The following is an 11,873-nucleotide window of genomic DNA, read 5'->3' as shown; positions in this document are numbered from 1 at the left end:
GCTGAGCGCCGCTGAAAGTCCGGGGCGCGAAGACATCTTCAGCATCGCAACGCACATTGTGACGAACTGCCTGGCTCTGTTGCAGAAGAAGGACATGCGCGAGCTGACCCGAAGCTGCGGACGCACGGCGGACGAGGTGAATGCGGCGGTGGAGTTTATTCGTACGCTCGACCCAAGGCCTGGTCAACGCTACAACCAGAGCGAGACCCGTTTGATTGAGCCGGATGTTGCGTTTGTGAAGCGGGACGATGTCTATGTCGTGCTGATGAACGAAGAGGATATGCCGACCCTGCGGCTGAATCAGGGTTATCGCAAGATGCTGCAACAGAAGCAGACCGAGAAAGAAGTCAAAGAGTATGTGAAGGAACGGTACAAGTCGGCGATTCAGCTGCTGCGGAACATCGAGCAGAGGAAGAACACGATTGTGCGCACCTGCGAGGTGATCGTCCGCCGGCAACAGGAGTTTCTGGAGCACGGCGTCAACGCGCTGAAGCCGATGATGATTAAAGAGGTTGCGGAGGAGATCGGGGTGCATCCTTCGACGGTTAGCCGCGCGGTGGCGAATAAGTATGTGCATACCTCGCAGGGCGTCTTCGAGCTGCGGTTCTTCTTCTCCGAGGGGGTGAACGGGCCGGAGGGCGGCGATCTGCCGCTGGTTCTGCTGAAACGCAAGGTGAAGAAGCTGATCGAGGAAGAGGATGAACGGAAGCCTTTGACGGACGATCAGCTCGCGGCGGAGCTGCAACGGCAGGGGATCCAGGTGACTCGCAGAACGGTTGCGAAGTACAGGGAAGATATGCAGATTCCAAGTACTCACCAACGTCGTGTACGCTGATCGTCTGCGAAAGATCCGAATCGATCGCAGAACGAGGTGAACGTATGGACGTGGAGTACACCGGTAGACAGACAACCATCACAAAGAAGCTGAAGTTGCAGGCTGAGGAAGGTATTGCGGCGATTGCAAAGATCGTCGGCAACTCTGGCAGCGTGCATGTGATTTTATCCACGGACAAGTACAGACAGATCGCCGAGGTGACGGTGCAGACCAAGCATCAGAAGCTGGTGGCGCGATGCGAAGATACGGATATGGTGGTCGCGCTGCACGATGCGCTGGCGAAGATCGAGCAACAGGCGATCCGGCATAAGAAGAAGTACGGAACGATCAAGCGGCATCCGAAGTCGGATCTGAAGGGCGCAGCTGCGGCTGAGGCACCCGTTGGGGGGAAGACGACCGTGGTGAAGGTGGCTGCCAAGAGCAGCGTTGGCCGCAAGGCTGTGCCGATGCTGGTTCATTCTTTCCCGTCACAGTCCCCGCTGTCAGAGCCGCATTTGGTGCGTTCGAACGAATCGGTGGCGCTGCGGCCGATGTCCCTTGAGGAGGCGGTGAAAGAGGCTGCGTTTCGGGACCGCGAGGTGTTTGTCTTTCGCGATCATGGGGGTCAGGCAATGGTTCTCTATCGCAAGCGTGACGGAAAGATGGAGTTGATAGAAGTTCCTTAGGCTGGGGTGCTAGGATTTTGAGCATGACGAGGAAGCAGGTCAAGAAGAGCTCTGTGAAGTCATCCGCGAAGAAAAGCAGGAAGAAGGTCGTTGAGGCCGTGACTCCAGAGCTTCGCCGCGAGTTGGTCATTCTCACTGGACTTTCGGGCTCGGGGAAGCTATCGGCGCTGAAGGCGTTCGAAGACCTCGGATACTACTCTGTCGATAATCTTCCGTTGGAGTTGGTCCCGCGTTTTGCGGATCTGGTGCGGCAGTCGGTGGAGATCGAACGGGCGGCGCTGGTGGTCGATGTGCGCGAGGGGATGAGGTTGGATGAGTTTCCTGCGATCCTGAAGAAGGTGCGCAAGGTGCTGCCGACCCGGGTGTTGTTCCTTGAGGCGAGTGAAAATGCCCTGATTCGTCGCTTTTCAGAGACGCGCCGGCCGCACCCCATGGGACGAAGCGATACTGTGGTGAAGTCGATTCGAGCCGAGCGCAAACGTCTGGATCCGATTCGCAACGTCGCCGACATTGTGCTGGATACGACGAAATTCAATGTGCACGATCTTCGGGCCCACATCAACTCGCAGTTCGAGCGAGAAGAGACCGGGCGAGGGCTGATGATCTCGTCCAACAGCTTCGGCTTCAAGAATGGCGTGCCGACGGAGGCGGATCTGGTCTTCGATGTGCGCTTCCTGCCGAATCCTCATTTCATACCGGAGTTTCGCAAGCTGACGGGGAAGCACCCGAAGGTGGCCAAGTACGTCATGGGATTTCCGCAGACCAAAGAGTTTCTGGACAAGACTGCAGAGATGCTGAAGTTTCTTCTCCCGCACTACATCAAGGAGGGAAAGAGCTATCTGACGGTCGCGTTTGGGTGCACCGGCGGGCAGCACCGCTCTGTCTTTATCGCGGAAGAGATGAGAAAGCGGCTGGAGCAAGAGGGCTATCGTGTCAACACGACCCACCGGGATATGCCGACGTGACCACTGGGAACCGTGTGGCGCACTAGAATAGTAAGATGCGCAGCGTGACGACAATCGGGAGAGTGACGGCTTGAAGCGCATCTGGCGATTGCTGCTATACGTTCGGCCGTATTCGCTCTATTCCCTGGCCTCGGTGGTGTTGATGGCGGTGGTCGGCGCGATGGCGGCGTTTCGCGTGCTGCTGGTAAAGCCGATCTTCGACAACGTGCTGAGCCCTGATGCGTATACGCATGACGTGCTGGTGTTTCCACATGTGCCGGTGCTCGGCAGACCTCTGAACCTGCATTTTCTTGTACCGACTGGCCTGCATAATGCCTGGACGGTGGTGGCCTACGCGCTGGTGGTCTCCGCACTGGTGAAGTCAGTGTGCGACTACATCGGCACGTACCTGGTGAACTACGCGGGCTTCGGAATGATTACCGATCTGCGGAATGACCTGTACAACGCGGTGTTGCGGCGCTCGGTGGGCTTCTTCCAAAAGCATACGACGGGAACGTTGCTCTCGACGCTCATCAACGACATCGAGCGCGTACAGACCGCGATGTCGAGTGTGTTGGGGGAGTTCCTGCAACAGGTCTTTACGCTCATCTTCATGACGGGTGTAGCGATCTTCTACGGCGGGAAGCTGGCCTGGGTGCTGCTGCTGTTTGTTCCTGTGGTGATCTCATCGGCTCGACGCATCGGGCGGCGCGTGCGGCAGACGACGCGCAAGGGGCAGGACAAGCTGGCCGAGATTCAGAACATCCTTCACGAGACGATCACGGGAAATCGAATCGTCAAAGCGTTCGGGATGGAACTGTGGGAGATGAACCGCTTTCGTCGCGCGGCGCGCAGGCTCTTCAGCGCGAACCTGCGGTCGGTGAGCGTTCAGGCGATCAGCTCGCCGCTGATGGATGGCCTGGGCTCGGTCGCGATCGCGCTACTGTTGCTGCTGGGCCGCGACCGCATCAAGAGCGGATCGATGACGATCGGCTCGTTTATCTCGTTCCTGATTGCCGTCTTTACGCTCTACGACCCGGTGCGCAAGTTTGCTCTCTTCTACAACAGCTTTCAGCAGGCGCTGGGCGCGAGCGAAGAGATCTTCAAGTTTATGGATGCGCAGGATGATGTGCAGGAGAAGAAGCGCGCGTTTGTGCTGAAGGGATTTAGGGAGGAGATTCAGTTTGAGAATGTCGGCTTCGCCTATGAGAGCGACGGCGAGGTAAAGCAGGTGCTTCATGGAATCAATCTGAAGGTGCGGCCTGGCGAGGTGATTGCGTTCGTAGGCCCCAGTGGGGCAGGGAAGTCTTCTCTGGTGAATCTGATTCCTCGCTTCTTCGATGTCAACGAAGGAAAGATCATGCTGGATGGCCATGATCTTCGCGATGTGACGATCGCGTCGCTGCGCCAGCAGATCGGCAAGGTGACGCAGGAGACGGTGCTGTTCAACGATACGGTGCGGAACAACATCGCGTATGGGCAGCCTGACGTTCCGATGAGCAGGGTGGAAGAAGCTGCAAGAATGGCGCTGGCACACGAGTTCATTCTCAATATGCCGGAGGGCTACGACACGAAGATTGGGGAGAAGGGGACGCGGCTGAGCGGGGGCGAGCGCCAACGGCTGGCCATTGCGCGGGCGATTTTAAAGAATGCTCCGATCCTGATTCTGGATGAGGCGACCTCCGCTCTCGATATGGAGAGTGAACAGTTTGTGCAGGCCGCACTGGCGAACTTGATGCAGGGGCGCACCGTGTTTGTTATCGCACATCGGCTATCGACGGTGCGGAGGGCTTCTCGCATCGCGGTGATTGAAGGCGGACAGATTACAGAGATAGGAACGCATGATGAACTGATGCGGCAGTCCGGCACCTACCGGCGGCTGTATAACATGCAGTTCAGCGAAGACGACCTCGCGCCGGTTGATGGGAGCGAAAACGTGTTGCCAGTGGAGTTGGAGGGGATGGCGTGACTCAGATCTATTCGATGACGGGTTACGCCAGTCTGCGTGGCTCAGTGCGGGACAGCGTTGCGTTTACGTTGACGATGAAGAGTGTCAACCACCGGTTTCTCGACTTACATCTTCGGCTCCCTTCTTTCTGCGACGCGCTGGAGGTGCAGATGCGCCGAGTGTTGAAGGAGAATCTGCGGCGCGGGCATATCGAGGTGACGCTGCAGGTGGAGCGAAAGGCCAGCGTAGAGATCCAGTTGAACGCAGGGTTGCTTGAGGCTTATGTGAAGGCGTTCCGCGAGGCTGCAACGATGCATGGCATGTCGAGCGACCCTGACTTGAATGCGATGCTTCGCATTCCCGGCGTAATGAGCACGGAGAGCACTGTCGGCGCCGCCGAGGTGGAGGGGCTCGATGAGGCTGTGCTCGCACAGATTGTGCCGCTGGTGAAGAAGCTGAACGAGGGACGCGCGCAGGAGGGTGCTTCCCTGGCCTCGGAGTTGAAGGCATCAATGCTGCGGTTGCAGGCATTTGGCGAAGAGATGGCCGCGCTGAGGAATGGGGTGCGGGAGGCACAGTTCGAGCGGCTGCGAAGCAGGTTGATGGAGCTGACCCAGGGTGTTCCCGTAAGCGAGGAGCGGCTGTTGTCCGAGGCTGCAGTGCTGGCGGAGAAGAGCGACATCGAAGAGGAGATCGTTCGTCTGCGTACCCACGTGGAGCGCTTTGTAACGATGCTGACAGAGGGCGGAGAGCTAGGCAAGCGCCTGGATTTTCTGTTGCAGGAGTTGAACCGCGAGGCGAATACGATGTTGTCGAAGACCAGCGGGGCAGCAGGCGAGAACAGTCTGCGGATTACAGAGCTGGGGCTTGAGATGAAGGCAGAAATCGAGAAGGCGCGGGAGCAGGTTCAGAATCTCGAATAGAGTTCGGGCGCGATTGTTAGACGGGCATTGGTAGACTGACAGAGACGCATAGAACGGATCATTGAGGCGCATGGCAGGAATACTTTTTATTATCTCGGCGCCTTCGGGTTCAGGGAAGTCAACGCTGGTAAGCCAGCTAAGATCGCTGGTGGAGGGGTTGGATTTTTCAATCTCCTATACGACGCGGGCCCCTCGCGGATCGGAGACGGACGGCCGGGAGTACCACTTCACGACGCGAGAAGAGTTTGAGCGGATGATTGCCGCCGGAGACTTTCTGGAGTGGGCACAGGTCTTTGGAAACTACTACGGGACGGCGATGTCGGCACTTCGGCATGCGAAGGACGCAGGAAAAGATCTCCTGCTGGATATCGATGTGCAGGGTGCGGTGCAGGTGATGAAGAAACTGCCGCCTGCGGTGTCGATCTTCATTCTGCCGCCGAGCCCGCAGGTCCTCGAGAGGCGGCTGCGCAACCGCAGCGAAGCAGAGCATGTGACCTCCGAGCAGGTAATTCAAAGCAGGCTCGCAGAAGCACGCAATGAGTTGAAGCAGATGTGGGACTACAAGTACGCGCTGGTGAACGATGTGCTTGATCAGGCTGTGGCGGAGATGCGCGCGATTGTTTTGTGCGAACGGGGAGAGCGCGATGGAGTGCAGGCGTTGGCGTCGAGCTGTAGAACGGACGCGGCTTCCCCACGCTTGAAAGCCGCGCTGAATTCGTTTCGGGATTAAGGACTACTTATCCACTACGAATTGTGTATGGCTTTTCGCCGCGGTGAGTTATAACTTCAGACATCGGGGTGAAACGCATGACGATTGAGAATGCTTTCCACAACAAATACAGTTTGGTAAAGGGTGCGGCGCGTCGTGCGCGGCAGCTCCAGTCTGGCGCCGCTCCTCTGATCGTGGCCAAGTCGATGAAGGCTTGTCGCGTGGCGCAGGATGAGATCAAGCAGGGACACGTCAAGTTCGTTCTGCCGGAGCGCGTGGTAGAACCGGTCCTCGATACTCCTCTGCACTAAGCGCGATACCATAGAGCCATGGCAGGTGAAGCAGAACAGCTGCGGGCTTACGTGGAATACCTTCGTGACATGGGCGTCCATGACTTCTACCGTCAGGGCGAACCGGTGTACGTCGAAGCAGATTCTAGCCCGGCTCTAAACTCTGTTGTTGCGTCTGCTGGCACGCCTGTGGTCGATGCTGTTGGTATCGTGGATGCGCCCCGCCCTGTGCACGTAAGCGCACCTGCGTCGGAGCAGAAGTTTAGAGTAGCGCCAGTTCCAGGCAGACCTGAATCTCCGGAGTCTCTCATCGCCAAGCTTGTGAGTTTCGATGATCTTCTTCCCGTGCCCGCGATCCGGGTGGAAGCGGCGCATAAAGCGGATGCGCTCACTGCAATTCGGGAGGAGATCGGCGACTGTACCCGCTGCCCGCTGGCCTATGCGGGCCGGCGTTCTATCGTCTTCGGTGACGGTGATGCTAACGCTCGGTTGCTGTTTGTCGGCGAAGGGCCAGGCGCGGATGAGGATGCCTCAGGAGTTCCTTTCGTGGGCAAGGCTGGGCAACTGCTGAACAATATGATCCAGGCGATGGGCCTCAAGCGCGAAGAGGTCTATATCGCCAATATAGTAAAGTGCAGGCCGCCTGCCAATCGCGTTCCTGAGCCGGTCGAGGCGAATACCTGCGACCCGTTCTTGCTGCAACAGATCGACGTCGTTCAGCCTCAGGTAATCGTGGCGCTGGGGTCTACCGCGGCGATGTATCTGCTCGGAGTGAAACAGTCTCTGAGCGGATTGCGTGGGCGGTGGCATAGCTGCCGTGGCGCGAAGCTCGCGGTGACCTACCATCCGGCGTTTTTGCTGCGGGACCCGCGAATGAAGGGTGAGGCCTGGAAGGATCTGCAGATGGTGATGGCGGAGATGGGATTGAAGGGCGCGTCTCGAGGCTGATCGGAGCCACGTTGTAGTGTCAGCGTTACGGTGGTGTGATGCGGACCGCGTTGGCACGACAGGAACGGATGGGGCCGCACGGAGTAGGCTGTGCGCGTTTGTCGAGACAGACCTCCACTGCAGTGAGGTAGTTGTTTCCGCAGCTGATCGCGAGGCTGGCGGCTGGGATGCGTGGGTTCGCGGTCTTGAAGAGGTCGATAAGCTGACCTGGTGTCAGCGAGATCTGATGATCGAGCTGAGCCAGGGTAGGCGGGATAGCGATTGACTGGAAGGCCTTGCGTGCAAGGGTGAAGAAGGCGTCGGGCGAGAGTCCGGAGCAGGTGCCATGTGTGCGCCACTCGTGGCGGAGCAGGCCGGCATCGGGATAGATGTCGCCGTATGCAGAGGCATTGCGTGGGCCGTCGTCGATTGAGCAGTTCTGCGGATAGCTGCCACTCATGTTCTGGGGCCATAGGCCATGCAAGACAAAGGCAGGGCGCTGCGCACACTCCGTCGCGTTGGGATGCGAGTGGCAGAACTCTGGAGACCAGGAGAGATTGAGAAGGTAGTAGTCAAAAGGTTGGCTTGCAGCGGGCACCTCCGCGCGGTCGACTGGTCCTGCGCCTGGCCCTGGCTGCAACTGCCGTTGGCAGCCGATGGCGGCCAGAAGAAGGAGAAGAAGTGTGGTTTTCATAAGAGCCGGGAGTGCGGTTGGCTAGCTACAGGAGCATAGCAGGAAGGCCTTCAGGATAACGAATGAGCATGGAAGCCGAGTATGGATTGGCGAACGGCGCCACAGAGCGGGAAGGTCTCCGGGGCCTACGCCGAAGGCCCAGATGGCGAGCGAGTGGAGCAACGCGTACGACAGTATCCCCGCCCATTAATTGATCAGGATCTGCTGGCGCGTACTCTCATCCAACTCCTCCACTGCAAGAGTCGCAGAGAGCGGATAAGCTGGAGAGATGCCTCTGTTTTGTGACGTTGCTCTGCCTGTGCCGCTCGACCAGATGTTCACCTATGCGGTGAATGGCGCGGTTCCGGTAGTGGGGGCGCGGGTGCTTGTGCCGTTCAGCGGGCAGAGGCTGATGGGGGTCGTCGTGCGAGTGCATGAGGACGCGCCTGTTGAGGGCTTCGAAATCAAGCCGGTGCAGCAGGTGCTCGACGAAGCCGCGCTGCTGCCGGATGAACTGATGAAGCTGGCTGCGTGGATAGCGCAGTATTATGTCGCACCGCTGGGTGAGGTACTGCGTGGGATGTTGCCGCTGGCGGCCGAGGTGAAACGGCATTTTTCTTACAGGATTGCGGAAGCTGGCCGAAAGGTTCTCTACGAGGGAGCACTGAAGGGCTCCTCGCGCCGGTCGAAGCTGACGCCGGAGGAGCAAAACCGAGAGTACTCGGTGTTGAACTACCTGGAGGGCGGGGAGCAGGCGAAGATGTCGGCTCTGCGATCAGCTACGGGTGCTAACAAAACGCTGCTCGAGGGGATGGTTCGGAAGAAGTGGCTCGTGCGCGAGGTGGTAGCGGAGGAACGCGATGCTAGGCGGTTGGAGAAGGTCGCGGTGCTCGTGGCAGAGGCGCGGCTGCCCAGGCTCAATGAGAATCAGACGGCGATTCTGGCGGAGCTGGCCGCAGTGGGCGGACGGATGAAGCTGAAAGATCTGCGGTTGAGCCTGAGTCGCGCGGGTGTTCCAGACTCCACGCTCGGCACGTTGGTGAAGCGTGGCCTGGTGACGATGGAAGAGGTCGCGGAGGAGTTTCATCTTGGCGGCGTCGGCGCGGAGGGAAAGAAACACGCGCATGAGCATGCCCTGAATGAGGCGCAGATGGAGGCGCTGAGTACGATTGCCGCCGCGATGGAGAAGGGTGGGTTTCGGCCTCATCTGCTGTACGGCGTGACAGGAAGCGGAAAGACCTCGGTTTACTTTGCTGCGATGCAGCGGGCACTCGATGCTGGCAAGTCCGCGCTGCTGCTTGTGCCGGAGATCGGTTTGACGCCGGCGATGGCAGGGCAGATGGTGGCGGCGTTCGGCGGGGAGGTGGCGCTGCTGCACTCGCAGCTAACGCCGGACGAGCGGGCAGAGCAGTGGCACAGGATCCGCCGGGGCGAAGCGAGGATCGTGGTGGGCACGCGCTCGGCTGTCTTTGCACCGATGGTCGAGCTGGGATTGATCATCGTCGACGAGGAGCACGACTCGAGCTACAAGCAGGAGGAGACACCGCGCTATCACGGCAGAGACGTCGCGGTGATGCGCGCCAAGTTGACCGGCGATGGCAACGGTACGGTCGTCGTGCTGGGGTCGGCAACGCCTTCGCTTGAGAGCTGGGCGAACGCGGACAAGGGCAGGTATGCGCGGATCGAGATGCGGCAGAGGGTGATGGACCGTCCCCTGCCGCTGGTTGAGCTGGTGGATATGCGCCAGGAGTTTCGCGAGACCGGCCAGGAGCAGATCTTCTCTCGCAAACTCATCGAAGAGACACAGGCTACGCTCGACCGCGGAGAGCAGGTCATCCTGCTGCTGAACCGACGAGGTTATTCGTCGACCGTGATGTGCAGAAGCTGCGGCGAGAAGATCGAGTGCGAGAACTGCGCGGTGTCGATGACGTATCACAAACCCGTGAGTGGCAACGATGCAATCGCGCAGCCCGGCCAGCGTCTGGAGTGCCACTACTGCGGGTCACGGCGGTCGGTGCCCAAGGTCTGTCCCAAGTGTGCCAGTGAGCACCTCTACTTTCTAGGCGCGGGATCGCAGCAGGGTGAAGAAAGATTGCAAGAGCTGTTTCCTACAGCGCGGATAGGTCGAATGGATCGCGATACCGTTCGCGGGCGCAGTGATATGGAACGTCTGCTCGCGCGCCTGCATGGAGGAGAGATCAACCTGCTGGTCGGCACGCAGATGATCGCGAAGGGGCATGATATTCACGGCGTAACGCTGGTAGGAGTGATCGGAGCGGACTTCGCTCTCGGCCTGCCGGACTTCCGCGCCGCGGAGCGTGTCTTTCAGCTACTGACGCAGGTTTCAGGCAGAGCAGGGCGGGGCGATCTGATTGGGAAAGTGCTGGTGCAGACCTACCATCCGGATCACTATGCGATTCAGTTTGCTGCGACCCATGACTACCCCGGCTTCGTAGCAAAAGAGATGCAGTATCGGCGATGGATGCACTATCCGCCGTTTTCCGTGCTGGCCAATGTCGTGATACAGAGCGAGAAGCTGGAAGAGGCGACCGGGTGGGCGGCAACACTGGGACGATGGTTCCAGAAAGCTACGTTGGACAAGATACGGGTTCTGGGTCCGGCAGCGGCTCCCATCGTAAAGCTCAAGCGAATCTATCGTTATCACTTTGTGCTGAAGGCGGAGCGGCGGCAGTCACTGGGCGAGGCGTTGCGGGCGATGCTGGCCTACGCGGAGACGCAAGGGATCGCCCGCCGGAACCTAGTGGTCGACGTGGATGCGGTTCACCTGATGTAACGGTGCCTCGCAGCAACAGATTGTAGGGGAGGTAGGGTTTGGACAGAGATTTCGTCCGGTGCTTAGTCGAGAAGGTGCAGTTCTTTGCCGGGCTTGAAACGAACCGCCTTGCCTGGTGCAATGGTGACCTCGGCTCCGGTCCTTGGGTTGCGGCCGATTCCGGTTTTGCGCGGTTTGACGGTAAAAACACCGAATCCGCGGAGTTCAATGCGGTCGCCCGCGATAAGAGTCGCCTTCATGCTCTCGAAGATCGCATCGACAGCCGACTCTGCTTTTGTCCTGGGAAGGCCGGTTCTTTCCACCACCCTCTGTATGAGATCCTGCTTAATCATCTGGGCCGCCGTCCTTGGGCTGTAATTTTTTAGAAACTGATGCTGACCTGGTAGTACGGTGATGGTAGAAACTCGAACTCAGATTGTCAACGAAAGAACGCTACCGTAAGATGAAGAATCTAATGAGGCAAGAGGGCCTGGGCACTACCGCACCCAATTTACACCCTTCTGCGACAATTAGTGATATTACCTTCTGCGAAAATTCAAATCGTAGAACCGAAGGGGCACACCAGAGTGGCAATCAAAAGCGACCGTTGGATTCGCGAACAGGCAACCAAACATGGAATGATCGCTCCTTTCAGCGAGAAACAGGTTCGAGAGGGAGTCATCTCCTATGGACTCTCCTCCTACGGCTATGATCTCCGCGTCTCGGACGAGTTCAAGATCTTCACCAACGTCAATAGCGCCATCATCGATCCAAAAGCGTTCGACGAGCGCTCTTTCGTAACGGTGCAGGCCGACAGCGTCATCGTTCCGCCTAACTCTTTCGCACTCGCGCGATCGATTGAATACTTCAAGATCCCTCGCGATGTGCTCACAATCTGCGTCGGGAAATCGACCTACGCCCGTTGCGGCATCATCGTAAATGTCACCCCGTTCGAGCCCGAGTGGGAAGGTTTTGTCACCCTCGAGATCTCGAACACGACCCCGCTGCCGGCTCGCATCTATGCGAATGAAGGGCTCTGCCAGATCCTGTTCTTCCAGTCCGACGAGGTCTGTGAGGTCAGTTATGCGGACCGTAAAGGGAAGTACCAGAACCAGCAGGGAATCGTTCTGCCGAAGCTGTAGAGATGGCAGGGGGCATGATTTTCTAAAAGCGCTAAAGACGGCCT

Annotated in this window: 12 protein-coding genes; 10 read left to right on the top strand and 2 right to left on the bottom strand. The window is 58.6% G+C overall.

Annotated features, from left to right (window positions below):
- From rpoN to GSQ94_RS08905, 8 genes are all read left to right on the top strand, one after another.
- A partial coding sequence (gene rpoN / locus GSQ94_RS08940) for an RNA polymerase factor sigma-54 (protein ID WP_158943192.1) occupies positions 1–835 on the top strand: 835 nt, incomplete at its 5' end.
- A gap of 44 nt (positions 836–879) precedes the next feature.
- The gene (gene hpf, locus GSQ94_RS08935) at positions 880–1,500 is read left to right on the top strand and encodes a ribosome hibernation-promoting factor, HPF/YfiA family (protein WP_158943191.1); all 621 of its coding nucleotides are present in this window, start codon (positions 880–882) and stop codon (positions 1,498–1,500) included.
- 23 nt (positions 1,501–1,523) lie between these two features.
- A complete protein-coding gene (rapZ, locus tag GSQ94_RS08930; protein WP_158943190.1) occupies positions 1,524–2,465 on the top strand; it encodes an RNase adapter RapZ in 942 nt (313 codons plus the stop codon).
- 70 nt (positions 2,466–2,535) lie between these two features.
- Positions 2,536–4,413, top strand: coding sequence for an ABC transporter ATP-binding protein (locus tag GSQ94_RS08925; RefSeq protein WP_174240901.1), 1,878 nt, complete (start codon positions 2,536–2,538; stop codon positions 4,411–4,413).
- Positions 4,410–5,315, top strand: a complete 906-nt coding sequence (locus tag GSQ94_RS08920) for a YicC/YloC family endoribonuclease (RefSeq protein WP_158943189.1) — start codon at positions 4,410–4,412, stop codon at positions 5,313–5,315. The genes GSQ94_RS08925 and GSQ94_RS08920 overlap by 4 nt, the downstream gene beginning before the upstream one ends.
- Positions 5,316–5,385: 70 nt before the next feature.
- Positions 5,386–6,045, top strand: coding sequence for a guanylate kinase (gene gmk / locus GSQ94_RS08915; protein WP_158943188.1), 660 nt, complete (start codon positions 5,386–5,388; stop codon positions 6,043–6,045).
- A 77-nt stretch (positions 6,046–6,122) separates the two neighbouring features.
- Positions 6,123–6,335, top strand: coding sequence for a DNA-directed RNA polymerase subunit omega (gene rpoZ / locus GSQ94_RS08910; RefSeq protein WP_158943187.1), 213 nt, complete (start codon positions 6,123–6,125; stop codon positions 6,333–6,335).
- 18 nt (positions 6,336–6,353) lie between these two features.
- Positions 6,354–7,262: a uracil-DNA glycosylase family protein gene (locus tag GSQ94_RS08905; RefSeq protein ID WP_174240900.1), complete on the top strand. Its 909-nt coding sequence runs from the start codon at positions 6,354–6,356 to the stop codon at positions 7,260–7,262.
- A 25-nt stretch (positions 7,263–7,287) separates the two neighbouring features.
- On the opposite strand, the gene GSQ94_RS08900 is transcribed toward GSQ94_RS08905, so the two are convergent.
- Complete coding sequence (locus GSQ94_RS08900; RefSeq protein WP_158943186.1) at positions 7,288–7,935, bottom strand: ribonuclease T2; 648 nt, start codon at positions 7,933–7,935, stop codon at positions 7,288–7,290.
- Positions 7,936–8,203: 268 nt separating this feature from the next.
- On the opposite strand from GSQ94_RS08900, the gene priA reads away from it, so the two are divergent.
- On the top strand, positions 8,204–10,708 hold the full coding sequence (gene priA, locus GSQ94_RS08895; RefSeq protein WP_158943185.1) for a primosomal protein N': 2,505 nt from the start codon (positions 8,204–8,206) through the stop codon (positions 10,706–10,708).
- Between the two features lie 62 nt (positions 10,709–10,770).
- Here priA and GSQ94_RS08890 read toward each other — a convergent pair whose 3' ends face one another.
- Positions 10,771–11,040 carry an HU family DNA-binding protein gene (locus GSQ94_RS08890; protein WP_158943184.1) on the bottom strand — a complete coding sequence of 90 codons (270 nt, stop codon included), beginning with the start codon at positions 11,038–11,040 and terminating at the stop codon, positions 10,771–10,773.
- A 234-nt stretch (positions 11,041–11,274) separates the two neighbouring features.
- Between GSQ94_RS08890 and dcd the strand changes: the two genes are divergently transcribed.
- Positions 11,275–11,829 carry a dCTP deaminase gene (dcd, locus tag GSQ94_RS08885; RefSeq protein WP_158943183.1) on the top strand — a complete coding sequence of 185 codons (555 nt, stop codon included), beginning with the start codon at positions 11,275–11,277 and terminating at the stop codon, positions 11,827–11,829.
- Positions 11,830–11,873 lie beyond the last annotated feature (44 nt).

Source organism: Granulicella sp. S190 (assembly GCF_009766095.1).
GTDB lineage: Bacteria > Acidobacteriota > Terriglobia > Terriglobales > Acidobacteriaceae > Edaphobacter.
This window is presented reverse-complemented; position numbering and strand designations above follow the sequence as displayed.

Bases quoted from the DNA above. Each gene is read 5' to 3' on its own strand.
- hpf (WP_158943191.1), top strand. From the start codon at position 880: ATGGACGTGGAGTACACCGGTAGACAGACAACCATCACAAAGAAGCTG.
- rapZ (WP_158943190.1), top strand. From the start codon at position 1,524: ATGACGAGGAAGCAGGTCAAGAAGAGCTCTGTGAAGTCATCCGCGAAG.
- gmk (WP_158943188.1), top strand. From the start codon at position 5,386: ATGGCAGGAATACTTTTTATTATCTCGGCGCCTTCGGGTTCAGGGAAG.
- rpoZ (WP_158943187.1), top strand. From the start codon at position 6,123: ATGACGATTGAGAATGCTTTCCACAACAAATACAGTTTGGTAAAGGGT.
- GSQ94_RS08905 (WP_174240900.1), top strand. From the start codon at position 6,354: ATGGCAGGTGAAGCAGAACAGCTGCGGGCTTACGTGGAATACCTTCGT.
- GSQ94_RS08900 (WP_158943186.1), bottom strand. From the start codon at position 7,935: ATGAAAACCACACTTCTTCTCCTTCTTCTGGCCGCCATCGGCTGCCAA.
- priA (WP_158943185.1), top strand. From the start codon at position 8,204: ATGCCTCTGTTTTGTGACGTTGCTCTGCCTGTGCCGCTCGACCAGATG.
- GSQ94_RS08890 (WP_158943184.1), bottom strand. From the start codon at position 11,040: ATGATTAAGCAGGATCTCATACAGAGGGTGGTGGAAAGAACCGGCCTT.